The organism is Acidovorax carolinensis, from assembly GCF_002157145.1.
Lineage (GTDB): Bacteria > Pseudomonadota > Gammaproteobacteria > Burkholderiales > Burkholderiaceae_C > Acidovorax > Acidovorax carolinensis.
This window is the reverse complement of record NZ_CP021361.1, coordinates 2,246,546-2,268,016: the sequence shown is the minus strand read 5'-3', so window position 1 is coordinate 2,268,016 and position 21,471 is coordinate 2,246,546. Positions and strand designations below refer to the sequence as shown.

At 65.4% G+C, this 21,471-nt stretch carries 18 protein-coding genes, 1 pseudogene and 2 riboswitches; of the genes and pseudogenes, 4 read left to right on the top strand and 15 right to left on the bottom strand.

Going from position 1 to position 21,471, the window contains the following annotated elements:
- The first annotated feature begins 48 nt into the window (after nt 1–48).
- Together CBP34_RS10525 and CBP34_RS10520 are read left to right on the top strand one after the other, a co-directional pair.
- Nucleotides 49–843 carry a 2OG-Fe dioxygenase family protein gene (locus tag CBP34_RS10525; RefSeq protein ID WP_094098001.1) on the top strand — a complete coding sequence of 265 codons (795 nt, stop codon included), beginning with the start codon at nt 49–51 and terminating at the stop codon, nt 841–843.
- A gap of 96 nt (nt 844–939) precedes the next feature.
- Nucleotides 940–1,377 (top strand): universal stress protein, encoded by a 438-nt coding sequence (locus CBP34_RS10520; RefSeq protein WP_086912546.1) that lies wholly within the window; start codon nt 940–942, stop codon nt 1,375–1,377.
- Between the two features lie 198 nt (nt 1,378–1,575).
- Here the strand turns inward: CBP34_RS10520 and CBP34_RS10515 are convergent, their stop codons facing one another.
- From CBP34_RS10515 to CBP34_RS10485, 6 genes and pseudogenes are all read right to left on the bottom strand, one after another.
- Nucleotides 1,576–2,562: a Bug family tripartite tricarboxylate transporter substrate binding protein gene (locus CBP34_RS10515; RefSeq protein WP_094099138.1), complete on the bottom strand. Its 987-nt coding sequence runs from the start codon at nt 2,560–2,562 to the stop codon at nt 1,576–1,578.
- 230 nt (nt 2,563–2,792) lie between these two features.
- Nucleotides 2,793–3,977 (bottom strand): beta-ketothiolase BktB, encoded by a 1,185-nt coding sequence (gene bktB, locus CBP34_RS10510; RefSeq protein WP_094098000.1) that lies wholly within the window; start codon nt 3,975–3,977, stop codon nt 2,793–2,795.
- Between the two features lie 235 nt (nt 3,978–4,212).
- On the bottom strand, nt 4,213–4,974 hold the full coding sequence (locus CBP34_RS10505; protein WP_094097999.1) for an SDR family NAD(P)-dependent oxidoreductase: 762 nt from the start codon (nt 4,972–4,974) through the stop codon (nt 4,213–4,215).
- Nucleotides 4,975–5,101: 127 nt separating this feature from the next.
- Nucleotides 5,102–5,772, bottom strand: a pseudogene (locus tag CBP34_RS10500) (RluA family pseudouridine synthase).
- On the bottom strand, nt 5,759–7,927 hold the full coding sequence (locus CBP34_RS10495; protein ID WP_094097998.1) for a PAS domain-containing hybrid sensor histidine kinase/response regulator: 2,169 nt from the start codon (nt 7,925–7,927) through the stop codon (nt 5,759–5,761). The pseudogene CBP34_RS10500 and the gene CBP34_RS10495 overlap by 14 nt, the downstream one beginning before the upstream one ends.
- Before the next feature lie 378 nt (nt 7,928–8,305).
- Entirely contained in the window at nt 8,306–8,710 is a 405-nt protein-coding gene (locus CBP34_RS10485; protein WP_094097997.1) for an FKBP-type peptidyl-prolyl cis-trans isomerase, read from the bottom strand.
- A 164-nt stretch (nt 8,711–8,874) separates the two neighbouring features.
- On the opposite strand from CBP34_RS10485, the gene CBP34_RS10480 reads away from it, so the two are divergent.
- Entirely contained in the window at nt 8,875–9,822 is a 948-nt protein-coding gene (locus CBP34_RS10480) for a VTT domain-containing protein (protein WP_094097996.1), read from the top strand.
- A 182-nt stretch (nt 9,823–10,004) separates the two neighbouring features.
- Here CBP34_RS10480 and gcvP read toward each other — a convergent pair whose 3' ends face one another.
- From gcvP to CBP34_RS10450, 6 genes are all read right to left on the bottom strand, one after another.
- A complete protein-coding gene (gene gcvP / locus CBP34_RS10475; RefSeq protein WP_094097995.1) occupies nt 10,005–12,893 on the bottom strand; it encodes an aminomethyl-transferring glycine dehydrogenase in 2,889 nt (962 codons plus the stop codon).
- A gap of 136 nt (nt 12,894–13,029) precedes the next feature.
- On the bottom strand, nt 13,030–13,404 hold the full coding sequence (gcvH, locus tag CBP34_RS10470) for a glycine cleavage system protein GcvH (protein ID WP_086912538.1): 375 nt from the start codon (nt 13,402–13,404) through the stop codon (nt 13,030–13,032).
- Nucleotides 13,405–13,474: 70 nt separating this feature from the next.
- Nucleotides 13,475–14,611, bottom strand: a complete 1,137-nt coding sequence (gcvT, locus tag CBP34_RS10465) for a glycine cleavage system aminomethyltransferase GcvT (RefSeq protein WP_094097994.1) — start codon at nt 14,609–14,611, stop codon at nt 13,475–13,477.
- A gap of 44 nt (nt 14,612–14,655) precedes the next feature.
- A riboswitch (glycine riboswitch) is annotated at nt 14,656–14,777 on the bottom strand.
- Between the two features lie 13 nt (nt 14,778–14,790).
- A riboswitch (glycine riboswitch) is annotated at nt 14,791–14,898 on the bottom strand.
- A gap of 6 nt (nt 14,899–14,904) precedes the next feature.
- Nucleotides 14,905–16,182 carry a TRAP transporter large permease gene (locus CBP34_RS10460; protein ID WP_094097993.1) on the bottom strand — a complete coding sequence of 426 codons (1,278 nt, stop codon included), beginning with the start codon at nt 16,180–16,182 and terminating at the stop codon, nt 14,905–14,907.
- Complete coding sequence (locus CBP34_RS10455; protein ID WP_086912535.1) at nt 16,179–16,673, bottom strand: TRAP transporter small permease; 495 nt, start codon at nt 16,671–16,673, stop codon at nt 16,179–16,181. Before CBP34_RS10455 ends, CBP34_RS10460 begins: the two co-directional genes overlap by 4 nt.
- Before the next feature lie 99 nt (nt 16,674–16,772).
- Nucleotides 16,773–17,744: a TRAP transporter substrate-binding protein gene (locus CBP34_RS10450; RefSeq protein ID WP_094097992.1), complete on the bottom strand. Its 972-nt coding sequence runs from the start codon at nt 17,742–17,744 to the stop codon at nt 16,773–16,775.
- A 389-nt stretch (nt 17,745–18,133) separates the two neighbouring features.
- On the opposite strand from CBP34_RS10450, the gene CBP34_RS10445 reads away from it, so the two are divergent.
- Nucleotides 18,134–18,592, top strand: a complete 459-nt coding sequence (locus CBP34_RS10445) for an Lrp/AsnC family transcriptional regulator (protein ID WP_094099137.1) — start codon at nt 18,134–18,136, stop codon at nt 18,590–18,592.
- Between the two features lie 88 nt (nt 18,593–18,680).
- Here the strand turns inward: CBP34_RS10445 and CBP34_RS10440 are convergent, their stop codons facing one another.
- The 3 genes from CBP34_RS10440 to CBP34_RS10430 form a co-directional block, all read right to left on the bottom strand.
- Complete coding sequence (locus CBP34_RS10440) at nt 18,681–19,475, bottom strand: ABC transporter ATP-binding protein (RefSeq protein ID WP_094097991.1); 795 nt, start codon at nt 19,473–19,475, stop codon at nt 18,681–18,683.
- A 22-nt stretch (nt 19,476–19,497) separates the two neighbouring features.
- Nucleotides 19,498–20,388 carry an ABC transporter permease gene (locus tag CBP34_RS10435; RefSeq protein ID WP_094097990.1) on the bottom strand — a complete coding sequence of 297 codons (891 nt, stop codon included), beginning with the start codon at nt 20,386–20,388 and terminating at the stop codon, nt 19,498–19,500.
- A 105-nt stretch (nt 20,389–20,493) separates the two neighbouring features.
- Nucleotides 20,494–21,459, bottom strand: coding sequence for an ABC transporter substrate-binding protein (locus CBP34_RS10430; RefSeq protein WP_094099136.1), 966 nt, complete (start codon nt 21,457–21,459; stop codon nt 20,494–20,496).
- Nucleotides 21,460–21,471 lie beyond the last annotated feature (12 nt).

The window sequence follows — 21,471 nt, the reverse complement described above, 5'->3', positions numbered from 1 at the left end:
GGGGCCCGCAGGCCCGGCGTCACTGCATCGGCGGTTAAGCTCTGATGCATGGCTGAAGTCACTTTTTCCCCTCCTTTCACCCGTCCCGATGGCGTGGCCGACCGGTTGCGCCAGACTGGCTATGCCGTGCTGTCGCCAGCTGACGTGGCCTTGTGGTCTGGTTGCCGTCTGGCAGACCTGCAGGCACTTGCCGCTGACTGGGCTGCGTTACCCCCTGATGATTTTTTGAAGGACGGGGGCCGCTACCGCCGCCGCCGGCACGCCTGTTTTGAGGTGGTGCAGGGCGACGTGGTGCAGGTGCCGCACCGGGCGCACTGGCAACCGCTGGAGTACAACGCGCTGCATGGCGGCATGGAACGCTGGTTTGCCCCCATGACGCCCGAAACGGTGGCGCAGCCCGCGTGGACGCAGTTGCTGGCAGCACTGGCGGCCCTGTCCGATGCGGTGTTTGCCGGCGCCGAGGCGCCTGTGCGCTGGTTTGTCGAGGCGCACCAGTTTCGCATCGACACCACGGACGGCATTGGTCGCCCCACGCCGGAGGGCGCGCACCGCGATGGTGTGGACCTGGTGGCGGTGTTTCTGGTGGCCCGCGAGGGGGTGAAGGGCGGCGAAACGCGTGTGTTCGAAGCCGCTGGACCGGCAGGCCAGCGCTTTACCCTGAGTGAACCCTGGTCGCTGATGCTGCTGGACGACGCCCGCATGATCCACGAGACCACGCCCATCCAGCCCCTGGTGCCCGGCGGCTACCGCGATACGCTGGTGGTAACCTGCCGGCGCGGAAGCTTTCAGGGCGCGGATGGGGTGGCCCAGCAAATCGCGGGCCAGCTTGCCACAACGCCTTGATTTGATGCGAATCAAGACACACAGTTTGGCGGGCCGCCACACTGGCGCCATGTTTCCAGGCCGTGGCCTGGCCCCATCAACTTGAGGAGAAGCACCATGTTCAAACACATTCTGGTTCCTGTGGACGGCTCCAAGACCTCCATGCTTGCGGTGTCGAAGGCCGCAGCCCTGGCCAAGACCTTTGGCAGCGCCGTGACGGCGCTGTATGTGATCGATCCCTATCCCTTCACCGGCGTGGGGGCCGATTTCGCCTATGGCCAGGCGCAATACCTGAGCGCAGCCACGGCCGAGGCCAGCAGTGCGCTCGACGCCACCAAGAAGGCCATGGCCGAGGTCGGCGTGCAGGCTGCTGCGGTGGTGGGCGAAGGCCACGCGGTGCACGACGGCATCTTGCGGGCGGTCGAAAGCACGGGCGCCGACCTTATCGTGATGGGTTCGCATGGCCGCCGGGGCCTGGAAAAACTGGTGCTGGGCAGCGTCACCCAGCGCGTGCTGGGTGTGGTGCACATCCCGGTTCTGGTCGTGAGGGACTGAGCGCCACCCCTATGAAAAACGGCTCCGAAAGGAGCCGTTTTTCATTTCAGTTCTCGATGACGCCGCGCATCCGCGCATTCCGCATTCCACAGCTCGTGGAACAGCCACGCCCCCCGCCAGTGCACCCGTGGAACTGGCTTTGCCAGGCCACCGGGTGCGTCCCCCTCGGGGGAAGGCGTCGCAGGCGACTCAGGGGGGCTACTCAATCTTCGCGCCTGAGGCTTCCACGATGCCCTTCCACTTGGTGTAGTCGTTTTTGAGCAGGGTGCCAAACTGCGCTGCCGACATGGCTTCGGGTTCGGCGCCCTGGGCCTGGATGGCGGCCTTCATGTCGGCCGTGGCCAGCAGCTTGTTGATTTCAGCGTTGAGGGTGCTGACCACGCTGGCGGGCGTGCCGGTGGGGGCGAATACGCCATACCAGGTGCTCACATCAAAGCCCTTGAAGCCCGATTCGGCCACGGTGGGCACCTCGGGCAGCGACGAACTGCGCTTGGCCGAGGTGACAGCCAGCGGGCGCAGCTTGCCCGACTTGATCTGGCCCATGGCCGACGGCAGGGACGAAACCAGCAGGTCCACATTGCCCGCCAGCGCATCCATGAGCGCCGGGTTGGAGCCCTTGTAGGGGATGTGGCTGAGCTTGATGCCCGCGGCCTTTTCAAACAGGTCGCCGGCCAGGTGGATGGAGGTGCCGTTGCCGGGCGAGCCATAGGTGATGGTGCCGGGCGAGGCCTTGGCGGCTGCCACCACATCGGCCAGGGTTTTGTACTTGCTGTTGACGCTGGTGGCAATGATCACCGGCGTGTAGGCCACATGGGCCACGGCGGTCAGGTCCTTGGCGGGGTCCCAGGGCAGGTTCTTGTAGAGCCAGGGGCCGATCACCAGGTTGTCCTTCTGGCCCATCACGAGGTCGTAGCCCGTGGGCGCGGCCTTCACCGCCTCGCTGATGCCGATGGTGCCGCCAGCGCCGGCCTTGTTGTCTGCCACCACCGTCCATTTGGTGCTTTCGGTGAGCTTGGTGGCTACCAGGCGCGAGAGGATGTCGGTGCCGCCACCGGGCGGGAAGGGCACGATCAGGCGGATGGGCTTGTTGGGGTAGGCGGCAGCCGGTGCGGGCGCCTGGGCATGGGCCGTGGTGGCTCCCAGGGCGAGGGCGAGGGCGGTAAAAGAAAGCAGCGTGCGAATCATCATCAAAAAAGTCTCCGTCGGATAAAAACCGGGGCGGCCCTGGGCCGCCAGCGGTGGGCAAGGGGCAGGGATGATCTGCATGACTTCCTGCGGTCTGTGGCAGCGCGAGATCGGGCGTTCCGCTGCGTTGCTTTTCTTGCCAATAGCCCGGCTATTGGCTGCAAAAAGACGCCTTGCGGCCCATCCCGATCCACACTACCTCAGCCCCGCGAGGGTTATGCAGTTCATCCTCAGATGCGCTCAAAAATGGCGGCAATGCCCTGGCCACCGCCAATGCACATGGTCACCAGCGCGTAGCGGCCCTGGATGCGCTGCAGCTCGTGGATGGCTTTCACGGTGATCAGCGCACCGGTGGCACCGATGGGGTGGCCCAGTGAAATGCCCGAACCATTGGGGTTGACCTTGGCCGGGTCCAGCCCCAGGTCGCGCGTGACGGCGCAGGCCTGTGCGGCAAAGGCCTCGTTGGCCTCGATCACATCAAGGTCGTTCACCGTCAGGCCGGCTTTCTTCAGGGCCAGTTGCGTGGCGGGCACGGGGCCGATACCCATGTACTTGGGGTCCACGCCTGCGTGGGCGTAGGCCACCAGGCGGGCCAAGGGCTTGGCGCCGCGCGCCTTGGCGGCACCGGCTTCCATCAGTACCACGGCCGCGGCGGCGTCGTTGATGCCCGAGGCATTGCCGGCGGTCACCGTGCCGTTTTCCTTGAGAAAGGCGGGCTTGAGCTTGGCCAGGTCTTCCATGGTGGCGCCGGGGCGGAAATGCTCGTCGGTGGCGTATTGCACGTCACCTTTTTTGCTTTTCAGGGTCACGGGCACGATCTGGTCCTTGAACACACCGGCCTGGATGGCGCGCTCGGCACGGTTGTGGCTTTCCACGGCCAGCTTGTCCTGGTCTTCGCGGGTGATGCCCCACTTGGCTGCGATGTTCTCGGCCGTCACACCCATGTGGATGTTGTGAAAGGGGTCGTGCAGCGCGCCGATCATCATGTCCACCATCTTGGTGTCACCCATGCGGGCGCCCCAGCGCATGTTCAGGCTGGCAAAGGGCACGCGGCTCATGTTCTCGGCACCGGCGCCAATGGCCACGTCGGTGTCGCCCAGCAGAATGGACTGGCTGGCGTTCACGATGGCCTGCAGGCCCGAGCCGCACAGGCGGTTGACGTTGAAGGCAGGCGTGCCTTCGCCGCAGCCGCCGTTGATGGCAGCCACGCGCGACAGGTACATGTCCTTGGGCTCGGTGTTGACCACATGGCCGAACACCACATGGCCCACATCTTTGCCTTCCACGTTGGCACGCGCGAGCGATTCGCGCACGACGAGCGCGCCCAGTTCGGTGGGCGGCACATCTTTCAGGCTGCCACCAAAGGTGCCGATGGCGGTGCGCACTGCGCTGACGACGACGACTTCACGGGTCATGGGGATCTCCTGGGTTGAATAAAAAATAAAGAGAGGAAATGGGCTTTGGCGCCTATCTATAAAGCGCTGATAGCTATGAATAAATGAGTAAATGACCGATTGCCCCGGCTTTTCTGTTCACCGGCGGCCTGTGGAACCGGCACGCACAACGCCAGTGCCACCGTGGAACCGGCTTTGTCGGGCCACGGGTGGCGTGCCTCCACGGGGGAACACGCGAAGCGGCTCAGGGGGGGGTTCATGCCTCGCGCACGTCGGCCACCGGGTTGGAGCCGAAGTCTGCGCGCTCCAGCCAGGCCAGCACGCGGGTAGCGGCGTCGGCAGGCGATGTGAGCTGGCCACCCGTCTTGAGGTTGGCAAAATTGGGTGCATCCGGGAACGCGGCGGGGTCGGTGCCGCGTAGTTGCAGCTGCATGTCGGTGTCGATGACGCCCGGCGCCAACGAGCACACCTTGGCACCATGGGTCTTGAGGGCTTCGTCCAGAGCAACGCAGCGCGTGAAATGGTCCATGCCCGCCTTGGCGGCGCAGTAGGCTGCTTGCGAGGCCATGGCACGGCGGCCCAGGCCCGATGAAATGTTGAGCACCTTGCGCGGCACGGCCCAGCTCTCGGTGGCGCCCAGAAAGGCCGCCGTGAGCAGCATGGGCGCCTCCAGCCCCACGCGCAGGGCGTTTGCGATGTCGGCCGGCTCGCTGGCAGACAGCGGCGCGATGCGCGGGATGACGCCAGCGTTGTTGATCAGCGTGGCGCTGGCAAAGGCGGCGGGCCCCTGGGCCGTGAGCCAGTCGCGCAGCGTGTGCGCGGCCTGTTCGCCTTGGGACAGGTCTTGCTCCCATTGCTCCAGCGTGGCGCCGGCCTGGCTTGCCGCCTGGGCGAGCTCGGCGTTGCGGTGCCGCGAGATGCAGACCAGCGTGTGGCCCGGTCGCAGCAACTGCTGCGCCATGGCCAGCCCCATGCCGCGCGACGCGCCGGTGAGGAGGGTGAGGTGGTTCAAAGGCATTCCGCCATGTTAGCGCGGTAAGCCTGCGGCCCGCTGTCACCAGGCGGCTGGGGTTGCTGAAAAACCCACGAACTATCAAATCAATAGCTGATTGCGCAATGCGGTCAATCGCTGCAGGCCGATTTGGTTAAAAATCGGCCGTCCATTCCAGGGTGAGGAGCGCACCTGTCGCCGGGTGCGTGAAAGCCAGGTGGCTGGCATGCAGCAGCAGGCGCGGGGCCTGTTCCTGCGTGGCGGCGTCGGCATACAGCGCATCGCCCACGATGGGGTGGCCGATGGCTGCCAGGTGCACGCGCAACTGGTGGGTGCGCCCGGTCACGGGCTCCAGCTCGATCCGCGTGGTCTGCGCCCCAGCATCATGGGCCAGTGCGCGCCAGCGTGTCAGGCTGGGTTTGCCCAGGGCGTGGTCGATCACCCGCAGCGGGCGGCGTGCCCAGTCGGCTGCGATGGGCAGATTGATTTCGTGCCAGGCGCTCTCGTCATCGCCCAGGCGCCCCTGCACCACGGCCTGGTAGCGCTTGTGCACCTGGCGCTCGGCAAATGCGTGGCTCAGGCGCCGCTGGGCATCGGGATGGCGGGCCATCAGCACCAGGCCCGAGGTGGCCTGGTCCAGCCGGTGCACGATCAGCGCACCGGGCCAGCGCTGCTGGGCGCGGGCGCTCAGGCAATCCTGTTTGTCAGGCCCCGCCCGGGCACGCACAGCAGCCCTGGCGGCTTGTGCAGCACGAGCAGGTCGGCATCGACATGGGCCGCCTGCACGCCGGTGTCCGACGCATCGGCGGCTTCAGGCGGGTTCATTGCCGCTCACGAGCCGATGCACCGTGGCGCACAGTTCTTCCACGTCGTTGGGTTTGTGGATGAGGGCGCTGGCGCCCTCGGCCATGGCGGCCTGTTCGATTTCTGCCGTGACGTAGCCGGATGCCAGTGCCACGGGCAGGTCGGGGCGGATGCGGCGGGCCTCGCGCACCAGGTCCACACCGCAAAAGCCGGGCATGTTGTAGTCGGTCACCAGCAGGTCATAGCGCTGCGGGTTGGCACGCAGGGCGGCCGTGGCCTCGTGGGGGTCGGTGAAACCGCTGACCTGGTAGCCGCGGCGGCGCAGCAGGCGCTGCACCAGAAACACCAGGGCCTCATCGTCATCCACATACATGACATGGTGGCTGCGCTGCGCGCCTGGGTGTGCGGCGGGTGCGGACGCTGCGGGCGATGGCGCGGGGGCGGGCGTGGCTGCCTCGTCCGCAGCCGCCGGAAAATACAGCGTGAACCGGCTGCCATGGCCCGGCGCGCTGTGCACATCGACCGCGCCCTCATGGGTGCGCATCACGCCATGCACCACCGCCAGGCCCAGGCCCGTGCCCTGGCCCACGGGCTTGGTGGTGAAGAAGGGTTCAAAAATGCGCGCCAACACGGCTTCATCCATGCCGGGGCCGTCGTCGCGTACCGTCAGCGCCACGTAGTCCACCGGGGCCAGGGCCAGGCGCTCGCACAGGCGCTGGTCCGGTCGCACCCGGGCGGCCTCCACATGGATGCGGCCCCGTTCCGCGCCGATGGCATGGACGGCGTTGGTGCAAAGGTTCAGCAGCGCCTGTTCGACCTGTGTGGCATCGGCCAGCAAGGGTGGCAAGCCCGGGGACAGGTGCATGTGCAACTCGATCGCCGGCGGCAGCGTGACGCGCAGCAGCCGCTCGGTATCGTGCGCCACTTCGGCCAGGTTCACGTGGGTGCGCTGGGGTGGTTCGTTGCGGCTGAACGTGAGAATCTGGCGCACCAGATCGCGTGCGCGCCGTCCGGCCTTGTCGATCTCGAGCAGGCTTTCCAGCACCGGGGAGTCGGGGCCGCAGTCGGCCTTGGCCAGTTCCACATTGCCCAGAATGGCGCCCAGAATGTTGTTGAAATCGTGCGCGATGCCGCCCGCCATGGTGCCCACCGCCTGCATTTTTTGCGATTCGCGCAGCTTCGCTTCCAGCTCATTGCGGTGCGCCTCGGCCTTTTTGCGGCCGGTCAGGTCGCGGGCGAAGACGGTGGTGGTTTCGCCCTCGGCATGGCGCTCGAACGACACGCTCACTTCCACCGCCAGTTCCTTGCCGCTGGCCGTGAGGGCGGTCATTTCGCCGAGCATGGCCTGGGTGGTGAGCTGCGCAAACGCCAGGGCCTGGGCAGCGTCGGGCACAAAGCGCTGCAGCGGGCTACCCAGCGCGTCGCTGGCGCTGCACTGAAACAGTGCGGCCGCCGTGGGGTTGAACACCGTGATGCGCTGGTGCTGGTCCACGCAGACGATGGCATCAAGCGCCGAGTTGATGATGGCCTCCAGCCGCTTCTCGCTGGCGTGGAGTTGTTCATTGCCCTGCTGCAGGGCCTGGCGCTCGGCCAGCAACGGGCCCTGGTCGATCACCGCACACAGGAACTGCAGGATCGGATCCGCGCCCTCCTGGGCCATCTCGATGCAGGCGATGTGCAGGTCGCCCGTGATGCACCCGGTGTCGCCGATCGTGAAAACCACTTCGGTGGCTTCGCTGTGGCCCTGCGTGCGCGCCATGCTGAAGGCATCTTGCACGCGCTGGGTGTCGCCCTCGCACACAAAGGGCATCAGCGCAGTGAGCGGGCGGTCTTGTTCGGTGGGCTGAAAAGAGCGGTGCGCCATCGCGTTGGCCTGCACCACCACGTCATATTCGTCCAGCACCATGAGGGCCAGCGGCACGCTGGCAAACAGGGCTTCGAAGCGTTCCGATGCGCTTTCGGCAGCGGCCTGGCTGTACTGCAGAACCTTGTTTTGCGCCTCCAGCTCGGCCTGGTAGCTGCGCAGCTCGGAAATCAGCTCGGCGAGGGGCCCCTGGGGCCGCAGGGGCGAGCGGCGCTCGGGCCGGGGGGGAGGCGAGGAGGGCCAGGGCGCTTCTTGCCCCTGGTCGCGGGATGCCTGGGCTTGGTGCAGAAAGGACAGGTCTGGAAGGCTCATGGGCGGTGGGCGCCGGCAAATGCCGCGCCCCTGCGCAGCAAGGCCTTTGCCTGTTGCAAGGAGTGTACGTCCGAGCGCACGCTACGCTGCAGTGGCTTTAGAACGTGTTCACGATCTCCCAGAGGCCGCGCAGCGGTCTTTGCGGGATGGGTTGCAAGGCGCAGTGCGCAGTGGATAGCTCGGCTATCAACAAGCGCCGCAACGCCGCAAACCGCCCGCAAAGACCACTGCCCGAAGGGTTGGAGCGAAATCGGGCGATTGGACGCCCCGTCTGCTGGCATGGGCACGAGCCCATGCGGCGCATCCGAGACATCCACTCATCCCGATTGCGCTCCAACGCCGCCCCTGCGAGATCGTGAACACGTTCTTCGAACGGGTTTACCGGCGCACGGACACCAGTTCCACCTCGAAATTGAGCGTGGCATTGGGCGGGATCACACCGCCTGCGCCGCGCTCGCCGTAGGCGATGCCGGGAGGGCAGGTCAGCCGGGCCTTGCCGCCAGGCTTCATGCGCTGCACGCCTTCGGTCCAGCAGGGAATCACGCGGTTGAGCGGGAACTCGGTGGGCTCGCCGCGCTTGTAGGAGCTGTCGACCTCCTTGCCGTCGAGCAAGGTGCCTTTGTAATGGACCTTGACGGTGTCGGTGGCCTTGGGCGATTCGCCCGTGCCTTCCTTGAGCGATTCATAGACCAGGCCGCTGGCGGTGGTGACAGGCTTGGTTTGCGCCAGGGCGGCGGGGGCGATGACAAAGCCGGCGAGCAGGCTGCACAAGAGGTTTCGCAAAGGGGTCTCCTTGGGTGGGATCGGACAGCCTGCGATCTTAGAGCGTGCAGACGATCTGACGGGTTATCCTCGGCCACCGGTACCGCTGAACCCCCTGTTGACAGGTTCCGGACCGTGCTCCAACAACGCTGTGCAGGAGCAGGCCACTTCTTAAGAACCCCATCGTGAATCAATTCGTTGACCTGTTTGCCGAGCATGGTTTGCTGGCCGTGTTCCTGGGCGTTTTCATCGAGCAGGTGGGCGCGCCCATACCGGCTTTTCCGTTTTTGCTGCTGGCGGGCATGGATGGCATTGACGACGGCGCCTTTGCCCTGCTGGCCCTGGTGGTGGCGGCAGTGGCGTCGATGCTGGCGGATCTGGTCTGGTTCTGGGCGGGGCGCCGCCATGGCCAGCGGGTGTTGTCGTTGCTGTGCAAGATTTCGATTTCGCCCGATTCGTGTGTGCGCCAAAGCGAGCTGAGCTTTGCCCGCAGGGGCGTGGCGACGCTGGTGATCTCGAAGTTCGTGCCGGGGCTCTCCACGCTCGCGCCCCCCATGGCCGGTGCGCTGGGCATGAGCACCCGCACCTTCGTGATCTTCAATCTCGCCGGGTCGGCCTTGTGGGCGGGCAGCGGCATTGCCCTGGGCATCATCTTCCACCGCCAGATTCAAAGCCTGCTGACGGTTCTGGGCGAGCTGGGCAACGCTGCGCTGGTCGTGGTCGCCATGGCATTGGGCCTTTATATTGCGTTGCGCTTGTACCGGCGCCTGAGGCTGTCACGCATCAAGGCCAAGCTGCCCCAGATGCTGCCGGCCGAGCTGGCGCAACGCATGCGCGAGGGTGCGCCCGTGGTCGTGCTGGATGTGCGTGCCGTGGGTGCCGGGCTGGTCTTGAGCGAGGGCATTGCGGGCGCCCGGCGCATCGACATTGCCGCGCTGGAGCGCGATTGCCCCATGGACTGGCCCACCGATGCGCTCGTTGTCACCTACTGTGCCTGCCCTAACGATGCCTCAGCGGTGAAGGCGGCCCAGTCACTGAACAAGCGGGGCCGCAAGGCCCATGTGCTCAACGGCGGCATTGAAGGGTGGGTGCGGGCCGGGCTGCCGCTGGAAGCCGTCCAATCCGTCGACTGACCTGTTGCCACCAGCCAGTCGGCCTTGCTTCGCCGCCGATGTTGGGGCCAAGCTGGGTCTTTTGGGCCCAAAGGTAGAGACTGACAACAAAAAAGCCTCCGCACGGCCAGAAGGCTTTGCGGAGGCTGGGTGGCAGCCGCGTGGGCTGCTTTGAGGGTCTGAGCGGGCCCGGACGGCGGCGATCAGGCGTAGTCGCTCACCGGGATGCAGCTGCAATACAGGTTGCGGTCGCCATAGACGTTGTCCACGCGGCCCACGGGCGACCAATACTTGTTGCTGCGCAGGGCCGCCACCGGGTAGGCGGCTGCCTCGCGGGTGTAGGGGCGGGCCCATTCGCTGCCCAGCAGGCTCTCGGCGGTGTGCGGGGCGTTTTTCAGCGGGTTGTTGTCCTGCGGCCAGGCGCCGGCTTCGATCTGGCGGATTTCCTCGCGGATGGCGATCATCGCGTCGATGAAGCGGTCGATCTCGAACAGCGTTTCGCTCTCGGTGGGCTCCACCATCAGCGTGTTGGGCACGGGGAAGCTCAGCGTGGGGGCGTGGAAGCCGTAGTCGATCAGGCGCTTGGCCACGTCCTCGGCCATCACGCCGCTGGTGTCCTTCAGGCCGCGCAGGTCCAGGATGCATTCGTGCGCCACATGGCCGTTGGCGCTGGCGTACAGCGTGGGGTAGTGGTCCTTGAGGCGCGCGCTGATGTAGTTGGCCGAGAGGATGGCGGTTTCGGTGGCCGCTTGCAGGCCCTCGGCACCCATCATGCGGCAATACATCCAGCTGATGGGCAGCACGGCGGCATTGCCCAGGGGCGCAGCCGACACGGCACCCACGCCACCGGCCACGCCGGCCGTGGCATGGCCGGGCAGGTAGGGCACCAGATCGGCCACCACGCATACAGGGCCCACGCCGGGGCCGCCACCGCCGTGGGGGATGCAGAAGGTCTTGTGCAGGTTTAGGTGGCTCACGTCGCCGCCGAACTCGCCGGGCGCCGCCACGCCCACCAGGGCGTTCATGTTGGCGCCGTCCACATAGACGCGGCCGCCGTGCTGGTGCACCAGCGCGCACAGCTCTTTCACGCTGGTCTCGAACACGCCGTGCGTGCTGGGGTAGGTGATCATCACCGCGGCCAGGTTGGCGCTGTGCTGCTCGCACTTGGCCTGGAGGTCGGCCATGTCCACGTTGCCGTTTTCATCGCACTTGGTAACCACCACCTGCATGCCCACCATTTGCGCGCTGGCCGGGTTGGTGCCGTGCGCGCTGCTGGGGATCAGGCAGATGTTGCGGTGCGCATGGCCCTGGGCCTCGTGGTAGGCCTTGATGGCCAGCAGGCCCGCGTATTCGCCCTGGCTGCCGGCGTTGGGCTGCAGGCTGATGCCGGCGTAGCCCGTGGCCTGGCACAGCCAGGCGCGCAGTTGCTCATCGAGCAGGCGGTAGCCTTCGAGCTGGTCGGCGGGTGCGAACGGGTGCACGTTGGCAAACTCGGGCCAGGTGATGGGAATCATCTCGCTCGTGGCGTTGAGCTTCATGGTGCAAGAGCCCAGCGGAATCATGCTGCGGTCGAGCGCCAGGTCCTTGTCGGACAGCTGGCGGATGTAGCGCAGCATGCCGGTTTCACTGTGGTGGGTGTTGAACACCGGGTGCGTGAGGTAGCTGCTGGTGCGGCGCAGTTCGGTGGGGATCAACGGTTCCACGCCCTTCTCAAAGGCGTCAAACGTGGGCAGGGCCTGGCCGTCCTTGGCGAAGATCTTCCACAGCAGCTCGATGTCGGCGCGGGTGGTGGTCTCGTCCAGCGAGATGCACAGGTAATTTTCGAAGTAAATCCGCAGGTTTGCGCCCATGGATACAGCGCGAGCAGCTATTGATTTCGTAGCGCCATCGGTTTTGATCGACAGGGTGTCAAAACAGGCCTGCGGGCGCACGGGCGCTCCCAGTTGTTCCAGCCCCTTGGCCAGGATGGCGGTGTAGCTGGCCACGCGCTGGGCAATGCGCTTGAGGCCCTGGGGGCCGTGGTACACGGCGTACATGCTGGCAATCACGGCCGGCAGCACCTGCGCAGTGCAGATGTTGGACGTGGCCTTTTCGCGGCGGATGTGCTGCTCGCGCGTCTGCAATGCCAGGCGGTAGGCGGGCTTGCCATGCACGTCCACGCTCACGCCCACCAGGCGGCCGGGCAGCGAGCGCTTGAACTCGTCGCGGCAGGCCATGTAGGCGGCGTGCGGGCCGCCCGCGCCCATGGGCATGCCCAGGCGCTGGGTGGTACCCACCACAATGTCGGCGCCCCATTCGCCGGGCGGGGTGATCAGCGTGAGGGCCAGCAGGTCGGCGGCGGCGATGAAGGCGGCGTGCTTTGCATGAACTTTTGCAACGTCTGCAGCTAAGTCGTCGATGCGGCCACTGGTGGCGGGGTATTGGGCCAGCACGGCGAAATAGTCGCCGTTCAGCGCGGCATCCCACTCGGCGGCAGAGTTGGCCAACACTACATCGATGCCCAGGGGCTTGGCACGGGTCTGGATCACTTCGATGGTTTGCGGGTGGGCGTCTCCGGCCACCACAAACACATTGCTTTTGCTCTTGACCGAGCGCTTGGCCAGCGTCATGGCCTCGGCGGCAGCGGTGGCTTCGTCCAGCATGGACGCATTGGCGATCGGCATGGCCGTGAGGTCGCACACCATGGTCTGGAAGTTGACCAGCGCCTCCATGCGGCCTTGCGAAATCTCGGCCTGGTAGGGCGTGTAGGCCGTGTACCAGGCGGGGTTTTCCAGGATGTTGCGCAGGATGACGCCGGGGATGTGGGTGCCGTAGTAGCCCTGTCCGATGAAGCTCTTGAGCAGCTTGTTCTGCGATGCCATCGCCTTGAGCTCGGCCAGCGCCGCGCTTTCCGTGACCGGCAGCGGCAGGTCCATGGCGCGGCTGCGCGCGATGGAGCGCGGCACGATGGAGTCGATGAGGGCGCGGCGCGAGGCCTCGCCAATCACCGACAGCATGTGCGCTTCGTCGGCTGCGTCGATGCCGATGTGGCGGGGCAGGAATTCGGTGGCGTTTTCAAGCTCGCCGAGCGGCAAGGCAGATGGCATCAACATAGGGCAGGTTCTCTAACGGGAGGGTAGGGCGCCATGCGGATTTGGATTCAATCGGATAACCAGGCGGGAAGCCGCAGACAGTGCTGTAGCACGGCAAGGCGACCCACGACGTTAGCGGGTTGAAGGCAAATTCGCGTCAGGCGTTCTTGGCGAAATCGGCGTAGGTGGCTTCGTCCAGCAGCGCATCGAGCTGGCTCGCGTCGCTGAGCTTGACCTTGAAGAACCAGCCGGTGTTGAGCGGGTCGGAGTTGGCCAGCGAGGGGTCGGCGCGCAGGGCCTCGTTGACTTCGACCACTTCGCCGGAGACCGGCATGTACACGTCGGCGGCGGCCTTGACCGACTCGACCACGCCGGCCACGTCGCCCTGGGCAAACGTGGTGCCCACGGCGGGCAGGTCCACAAACACCACGTCACCCAGCGCGTCCTGGGCGTGCACGGTGATGCCGACCACGGCCGCATTGGCGTCGGCGGCGTTGATCCATTCGTGGTCTTTGGAAAATTTGATCGTCATGGGAAAGCTCCTGGAAAAAAAGGAAGGAATCCGGAATGTAGCCGGGCCCTGCGGCGGCGGCGTGGGGTAATTAGCCGCGGTAGTAGTTCGTGGGCACAAAGGGCATGGCGCTCACTTCCATGGGCACGGCCTTGCCGCGCACGATGGCGTTGACGCGCGTGCCCAGGGCGGCATGGGCGGGCAGCACATAGCCCATGGCCACGGGTTTGTCGATGGTGGGGCCCAGCAGGCCGCTGGTGACCTCGCCGATCTTCTGGCCATCCAGGCTTTGCAGCTCGGTGTGCTCGCGCACGGGCACGCGCTCCAGCGCGATCAGGCCCACGCGCTTGCGCGTCAGGCTGGCCGGGTTGTCGAGCTGCGCCAGCACCTTGTCGGCGCCCGGGAAACCGCCTGCGCGGGCGCCACCGGTGCGGCGCACCTTTTGCATGGCCCAGCCAATGGCCGCTTCCACAGGGGAGGTGGTGGTGTCGATGTCGTTGCCATACAGGCACAGGCCGGCTTCCAGGCGCAGCGAGTTGCGCGCGCCCAGGCCGATGGGCTTGACTTCGGGCTGGGCCAGCAGCGCACGCGCCAGCGTGTCGGCCTGCGCGGCGGGCACGGAGATTTCAAAGCCATCCTCGCCGGTGTAGCCGCTGCGCGTCACAAAGCAGTCGCAGCCCGCGATGGCGTAGTTGCCGCCGGTCATGAACACCAGCTTTTCAACGCCCGGCGCCAGGCGCGACAGGGCGGTGACGGCCTGGGGGCCCTGCAGCGCCAGCAGGGCATGGTCGGGCATGGGGAGGACTTCGCAACGCTGGCCGATGCGGGCCTGGATGTGCGCGATGTCGCCCACCTTGCAGGCGCCGTTGACGATCACGAAGATTTCGTTTTGCGCAACACGAAAGAACATCAGGTCGTCGATGATGCCGCCCGCGTCGTTGAGCAGCAGGCCGTAGCGCTGCTTGCCCACGGGCAGGTCGATCACGTCCACGGGCATCAGGCTCTCGAACGCGGCAGCGGCATCGGGGCCGACCAGTTTGAGCTGGCCCATGTGGGACACATCGAACAGGCCGGCGGCCTGGCGCGTGTGCTGGTGCTCGGCCATCAGGCCCGCGGGGTACTGCACGGGCATGGAGTAGCCGGCAAACGGCACCATGCGGGCGCCCAGCTCGATGTGCAGGGCGTTCAGGGGCGTATTGAGCAGGGGGGCGGCGGCAGGTGCGGACATGAAAGCTCCAGGGCAAATGGGGGTCGCGGCACATGTGCCACGGGATTTGCCCTGCTGTCCGCTTTACCTGAGAGATTCACCGCAACACCCTGGCTGGCTGCGCGGTTTGCTCCTTCGGTGGATGGCCTTCGCATGGTGCGGGCCATCTCTCTCCAGCAAGGGAACGCCCGCATCACTGCGGGCGGTTGCCAGTCCTTTTGCCTGAGCGTTCGGGTGTTCCTGCGCCTTCGGCGGTGCCGCGCATCCTCTCTTGCAAGGGACGGGGCACTCTCTCCTGACGGGCACGATTGTACTTACTTCGCGTACACCAGATCGCGCAGCGCCAGCGAAATCCATGGCACATAGGTGATGACCATCAGGCACACCAGGATCACCCCCACGAACGGCAGCAGGTGCTTGATGATGCGGTCCAGCGATATGCGCGCCACCGTGCAGGCGGCAAACAGGTTCACGCCAAAGGGCGGCGTGATCATGCCCAGTGCGAGGTTCACCACCATGATCAGGCCGAAGTGCACCGGGTCCACGCCGAAGTGCATTGCCACGGGCGCCAGGATGGGCGCCAGCACGATGATGGCCGCGCTGGTCTCGATGAACATGCCGATGATGAACAGCGCCGCGTTCACACCCAGCAGGAACAGGGTGGGGGATTGCAACACCGCCTCCAGCCAGCGGCCAATGGCATCCGGCACGCCGGCGCGCGTGATGAGGAAGGCAAACAACCCGGCGTTGGCGATGATGAACATGATTACCGCCGACGAGATGGCCGACTTGCGCAGGATGGCGAACAGGTCCTTGACCTTGATTTCGCGGTAGATCACCACGCCCACCACCAGCGCGTAGAACACGGCCACGGCCGAGGCCTCGGTGGGGGTGAAGATGCCGCCGTAGATGCCGCCCAGAATGATCACAGGCATGAACAATGCCCAGCCGGCCTGCAGCGTGGCGCGGCCAAAGGGCATGCGGCCATCGCCATCGTTCTTGCCCCAGCCCTTGTATTTGCAGTAGGCCCAGACAAACAGCATCAGCGCGCCACTGATCAAGAGGCCCGGGCCAAAGCCGGCGATGAACAGCTCACCAATCGACACCTCGGCGCTCACGCCGTACAGGATCATGGGAATGGAGGGCGGAATGATCACGCCCAACTCGGCACTGGTGGCCTGCAGCGCCGCGGCATAGCTGGTGGGGTAGCCATGTTTGATGAGCGCAGGGATCAAAATGGCGCCAATGGCAAAAGTGGTGGCCACCGACGAGCCCGACACCGCCGCAAAGATCATGCAGGTGAGCACGCAGGTCATGGGCAGGCCGCCCTGCACGCCGCCGACGATGCTCTTGGCAAACTCGACCAGCCGGCGCGAGATGCCGCCGGTTTCCATCAGGTTGCCCGCCAAGATGAAAAACGGAATGGCGGCCAGTGGAAACTTGTTGATCGAGGCGAACATCTCTTTCACCGCGATCAGCATGTTGGCGTTGGCCACCTGGATGCCCAGGATGGAGGCCAGCCCGATCGACACGGCCACGGAGACGGTGAGTGCAAAGCACAGCACCATGGTGGAGATCATTACTGGCGTCATTGCGCGGTCTCCAGTTCCATGCGCTGGGGATCGATCAGGTTGCCGATGATTCCCACCACGCAGAACAATCCGCCCACGGGCATGGCGAGATACGCCCAGAACATCGACACCGACTCCAGCCCGGCCATGCTCTGCACGCCGCCGCGCTGCGCGTAGTCCCAGCCCCACCAGATGATCACGCCGATCAATGCCAGCGCGGCCAGGCATACCACCCAGTCGAGCACGCGGCGAACGCGCGGCGGGCTCCAGCGGTAGAGCACGTCCACGCTCACCATCGCCCCCTGGCGAAACGCGGCTGGAATGGCCAGAAACACCATCCAGATCAGGCTGAAGCGGATCAGCACCTCGGTCCACTCGGCGGGCTGCTCGAACACGAAGCGCATCAGGATCTGGAACATACCCAGCGCTGAGGCCAGGGCCAGCATGGCGCAGGCGCCGAGCATGGCCAACCTGGTGCACCAGCGCTCAAAGGAAAGAAAGATGTTTTTCATGGGCGGCACGGGCCGGACAACAGAATGTATGAATAAAAACGCCCGTTGGCGATTTGCCGACGGGCGCTGATAGCTATCAAAAAGAAAGCGCTGTGCGGATTACTTCACGTTGCGGATCTTGTCGAGCGCTGCCTTGCCGAACTGCTTTTCAAACTCGGCATTGACGGGGGCCAACGCGGCCACGAACTTGGCCTTGTCCACGGTGTCGATCACGGTCATGCCCTTGGTGCGCAGGTCGGCCACGCCCTTGGCGTCGTCTTCGTCCACGCGCGCGCGGTTGGCCTTGGTGCCTTCCTTGGCGGCGTCGAGGAAGGCCTGCTTGTCGGCAGCGCTGAGCTTGTCAAAAGCCGCCTTGTTCATCACGAAGATGCACGGCGAGTACACATGGCCCGTGAGCGTGAGGTGCTTTTGCACCTGGTCGAACTTGGCCGAGATGACCACGGGCAGCGGGTTCTCCTGGCCGTCCACGGTGCCTTGCTGCAGGGCGGTGAACACCTCGGGGAAGGCCATGGGCGTGGTGATGATGCCAAAGCCCTTGTAGGCCGCGATGTGCACGGGGTTCTCCATCGTGCGCATCTTCAGGCCCTTGAGGTCGCCGGGCTCCTTCACGTCGCGCTTGCTGTTGGTCATGTGGCGAAAGCCGTTTTCGGCCCAGGCCAGGGCCTTGAAGCCCTTGCTGTCGAACTTGGTCAGCATCTCCTGGCCGATGGGGCCGTCAAGCACGGCGCGCGCATGGGCCTTGTCGCGGAACAGGAAGGGCACATCGAGGATTTTTGTTTCGGGCACGAAGTTGGGGATGGGGCCGGTGGAGCTGAAGGCCAGCTCCTGCGTGCCCAGCTGCACGGCTTCAATCGACTCGCGCTCGCCACCCAGTGCGCCGTTGTAGAAGGTTTGCACCTTGTAGCGGCCGCCCGTGCGCTTTTCGACTTCCTTGGCAAAGGTGTCGATGGCCACGCCCTGGTGCGAGTTCTGCGCCGTCGAGATGCTGATGCGCATGGTGGTCTGCGCGGCAGCGCTGGCCATGAAGCCGATGGCAAGGCCGAGTCCGACGACGAGTCTGGTCAATTGCATGGTGTCTCCTGAAGGGGGATGGTTGCGTGCGGCCTGCGGTGCAGGTTGCGGCGCTGTCCTGCGCCGCGCACTGCAAAAATTATGGCGCTGCAACATGGCGCCGGGCATCGGGGTTTGTGCTGGTAAGCATGCTTACCAGCGGCGCATGGGAGTCCCGCAGGAGACAAGGCCCAAAGGCAGGGCGCCCTGAGCGCGATGAACGCTTGCCAAGCCCCCCGGGCGGGCGGTAACCCGCCGGGGCCTTGTCAGTTTGTGCACCCGGGTAAGAGCGCCTTGATGCAGCAAAGTATGCCGCGCGGGCGGCCGATTAATCTTCTGAATTGGCGTCGTTTTGGGTTGTTTGCAGAAAAATATTCTGCCAATGTGGTATTTTTGGAATAATGCGCCGCATGGACCGTCTCGACAGAAAAATCCTCTCCGTTTTGCAGGCCAACGCCCGCGCCAGCCTGCAGGAGATTGGCCAGGCCGTGGGCCTGAGCCCCTCGCCATGCTGGGGGCGCATCAAGAAGATGGAAGAGGCAGGCGTGATCGAGGGCTACACCGTGCGCCTCAATTCGCGCGCGCTTGATCTGGCGGACACGGTGCTGGTGATGGTCACGCTCGACAGCCACTCGGACAATACGCTCGAAAAATTTGGCGAAACCCTGGCCAGCATTCCCGAGGTGATCGAGGCGCATCTGGTGTCGGGCGACTACGACTATCTGTTGCGCGTGGTGGTCAAAGACACGCGCGACTACGAGCGCCTGCTGCGCGAGAAGCTCTACAAGATCAAGGGCATCCGCCACAGCCGCTCCAGCTTTGTGCTGCGCACGCTGAAGAAGGCCGATCTGCCGCTGTTTGTGGATTGAAACTTAAGTCAAATTGGGCTCTTGCGCTTATCCAGTAAGCGCAAGCAGCTATCAAATTAATACTTACAAGGCGCGGCCCGCGCCCGCATCAGCCCAGCAGCAGGGCGTCGTCCGAGAGCTTTTCGCCGCGCACTTTTTCAAACATGTGCAGCAGGTCGGGCACATCCAGGCGCTTGCGCTCGTCGCCGGAAACATCCAGCACCACCTGGCCCTGGTGCAGCATCACGGTGCGTTCGCCCACGTCCAGCGCCTGGCGCATGCTGTGCGTGACCATCATGGTGGTCAGCTTGTTTTCGGCCACGATGCGCTCGGTCAGCCGCAGCACGAAGTCGGCCGTGCGCGGGTCGAGCGCGGCGGTGTGTTCATCGAGCAGCAGGATGCGGGACGGCTGCAGCGCCGCCATGAGCAGGCTCACCGCCTGGCGCTGGCCACCCGAGAGCAGGCCGATGCGGTCGCTCAGGCGGTTTTCCAGGCCCAGGCCCAGTGTGGCCAAGCGTTCGCGAAAGCCTTCGCGCATCGATGCCTTGACGGCGCGGCCCAGGTTGCGGAAGGCGCCGCGGCGCTGCGCCAGCGCCATGTTTTCCTCGATGGTGAGGTCTTCGCAGGTGCCGGCCATCGGGTCCTGGAACACGCGGGCCACGCGCTCGGCGCGGGCCCACACGGGCATGCGCGTGACATCCACGCCGTCGATGGCGATGCGGCCACTGTCCACCGACTGGTCGCCCGAGATGGCGTTGAGAAAGGTGGACTTGCCGGCGCCGTTGGAACCGATGACGGTGACAAACTGCCCGGCCGGAATGTCCAGCGACATGCCGCGCAGGGCGCGCGTTTCAATCGGCGTGCCGGGGTTGAAGGTGATTTCGAGGTGTTGGGCGCTCAGCATGGGGCTCTTTCGGTGCGCGGGTTCAGGACGGCTTGCGCTTGGCGAACTTGCGCTTGAGCTGCGGAATCACCAGCGCCACCGCGACCAGCACGGCGGTCACGAGATTCAGGTCTTGCGCCTTCAGGCCAATGAAGTCGCTGTTGAGCGCCAGCGCGATGAAGAAGCGGTAGGCAATGGCGCCGATGACCACGGCCAGCGTGGCGTAAATCAGGCGGCGCGAGGGCAGGATGCTCTCGCCCACGATCACGGCAGCCAGACCGATGACGATGGTGCCGATGCCCATGGAAATGTCCGAGCCGCCCTGGGTCTGCGCAAACAGCGCGCCGGCCAGGCCCACCAGACCATTGGAAATCGCCAGACCCAGCAGCATCATGGCGCCGGTGTTCACGCCCTGGGAGCGGGCCATGCGCGCGTTCGAGCCGGTGGCGCGAATGGCCAGGCCCCGCTCGGTGGCAAAAAACCAGTCCATGAGCAGTTTGGCGGCCAGCACGATGACGACCAGGATCAGCGGGCGCGCAATGAAATCTTCCATGCCTTCGGGCTGCAGCAGCACAAACAGCGTGGGGTCGTTGATGAGGGGCACATTGGGGCCGCCCATGACGCGCAGATTGATCGAGTACAGCGCGGTCATCACCAGGATGCTGGCCAGCAGGTCCATGATCTTGAGCTTGACGTTCAGCCAGCCGGTAATCAGCCCGGCCACGGCGCCTGCCGCCGTGGCAGCCAGCGTGGCCAGCCAGGCGTTGGTGCCGGTGGAGATCAGGATGGCGCAGACAGCGCCGCCCAGCGGAAAGCTGCCATCCACCGTAAGGTCGGGAAAGCGCAGCAGCCGAAACGAGATGAACACGCCCAGCGCCACCAGGCTGAAGATCAGGCCGATTTCAACGGCGCCGAGCAGGGAAAAGAAGGACATGGGGCAGCGGGGCGAGGGATTGAAAAACAAAGCAGGAGCCACGCGGGGCATGGCTCCTGCAGTAGGGGGCGGGCCTGACGACCCGGCGCTGCACAGGGTGTGCGCTTATTGCACGACCTGCGCGGCCGACTTGATCAGCGCGTCGGACAGCTTCACGCCCTGTTTCTCGGCCGCGCCGGGGTTCACGAACAGTTCCATCTTGGTGCTGACTTCGGGCTTGATGTCGCCGGGCTTTTCGCCCTTGAGGATGCGCGCCACCATGCGGCCGGTCTGCTCGCCCAGATCGCGGTAGTTGATGCCAAAGGCGGCGATGGCGCCACGCTTGACGCTGTCGGTGTCCGAAGCCACCAGCGGAATCTTGGCCTCCTGGCCCACCTTCACCAGCGCTTCGTAGGCCGAGACCACGTTGTTGTCGGTGCTGGTGTAGATCACATCGACCTTGCCGATCAGGCTGCGCGCGGCGCTGCTTACGTCCACCGATCGCGGCGCTGCAGCCTCGACCAGCGTCATGCCCAGCTTGGGCAGCAGGGCCTGCAGCTGCTTGACCACGACGACCGAATTGGCCTCGCCGGGGTTGTAAACCACGCCCACGCGCTTGGCACCCGGCACCACCTGCTTGACCAGGTCCATCTGCTTGTCGAGCGCCAGCAGGTCGGACACGCCGGTTACGTTGTTGTGCGAAGGCTCCCAGTTTTTCACCAGCTTGGCCGCCACCGGGTCGGTCACTGCCGAGAACACGACGGGAACGGTCTTGGTCGAGGCAATCACGGCCTGGGCCGAGGGCGTGGCGATGGCGACGATGGCATCGGGCTTGTCACCGACGAACTTGCGGGCGATTTGCGCGGCCGTGCCGGTGTTGCCCTGGGCGCTTTGGTACTGCCACTTGAGGTTCTTGCCCGCTTCAAAGCCGGCTTCCTTCAACGCTGCCTGCACGCCGTCGCGCACGGAGTCGAGGGCGGGGTGTTCGACGATGGCGGTCACTGCCACGGATTTTTGCTGGGCAATGGCGGGGGTCACGCCGGCCACGGCCAAGGCGAGGGCACCCAGGGACATCCAGGGCAATTGCTTCATGTTCATCTGCGC

Coding starts and splice junctions, on each gene's coding strand:
- CBP34_RS10525 (WP_094098001.1), top strand. CDS start 49: ATGGCTGAAGTCACTTTTTCCCCTCCTTTCACCCGTCCCGATGGCGTG.
- CBP34_RS10520 (WP_086912546.1), top strand. CDS start 940: ATGTTCAAACACATTCTGGTTCCTGTGGACGGCTCCAAGACCTCCATG.
- CBP34_RS10515 (WP_094099138.1), bottom strand. CDS start 2,562: ATGATTCGCACGCTGCTTTCTTTTACCGCCCTCGCCCTCGCCCTGGGA.
- bktB (WP_094098000.1), bottom strand. CDS start 3,977: ATGACCCGTGAAGTCGTCGTCGTCAGCGCAGTGCGCACCGCCATCGGC.
- CBP34_RS10505 (WP_094097999.1), bottom strand. CDS start 4,974: ATGCCTTTGAACCACCTCACCCTCCTCACCGGCGCGTCGCGCGGCATG.
- CBP34_RS10495 (WP_094097998.1), bottom strand. CDS start 7,927: ATGAGCCTTCCAGACCTGTCCTTTCTGCACCAAGCCCAGGCATCCCGC.
- gcvP (WP_094097995.1), bottom strand. CDS start 12,893: ATGTTGATGCCATCTGCCTTGCCGCTCGGCGAGCTTGAAAACGCCACC.
- gcvH (WP_086912538.1), bottom strand. CDS start 13,404: ATGACGATCAAATTTTCCAAAGACCACGAATGGATCAACGCCGCCGAC.
- gcvT (WP_094097994.1), bottom strand. CDS start 14,611: ATGTCCGCACCTGCCGCCGCCCCCCTGCTCAATACGCCCCTGAACGCC.
- CBP34_RS10460 (WP_094097993.1), bottom strand. CDS start 16,182: ATGACGCCAGTAATGATCTCCACCATGGTGCTGTGCTTTGCACTCACC.
- CBP34_RS10455 (WP_086912535.1), bottom strand. CDS start 16,673: ATGAAAAACATCTTTCTTTCCTTTGAGCGCTGGTGCACCAGGTTGGCC.
- CBP34_RS10450 (WP_094097992.1), bottom strand. CDS start 17,744: ATGCAATTGACCAGACTCGTCGTCGGACTCGGCCTTGCCATCGGCTTC.
- CBP34_RS10445 (WP_094099137.1), top strand. CDS start 18,134: ATGGACCGTCTCGACAGAAAAATCCTCTCCGTTTTGCAGGCCAACGCC.
- CBP34_RS10440 (WP_094097991.1), bottom strand. CDS start 19,475: ATGCTGAGCGCCCAACACCTCGAAATCACCTTCAACCCCGGCACGCCG.
- CBP34_RS10435 (WP_094097990.1), bottom strand. CDS start 20,388: ATGTCCTTCTTTTCCCTGCTCGGCGCCGTTGAAATCGGCCTGATCTTC.
- CBP34_RS10430 (WP_094099136.1), bottom strand. CDS start 21,459: ATGAAGCAATTGCCCTGGATGTCCCTGGGTGCCCTCGCCTTGGCCGTG.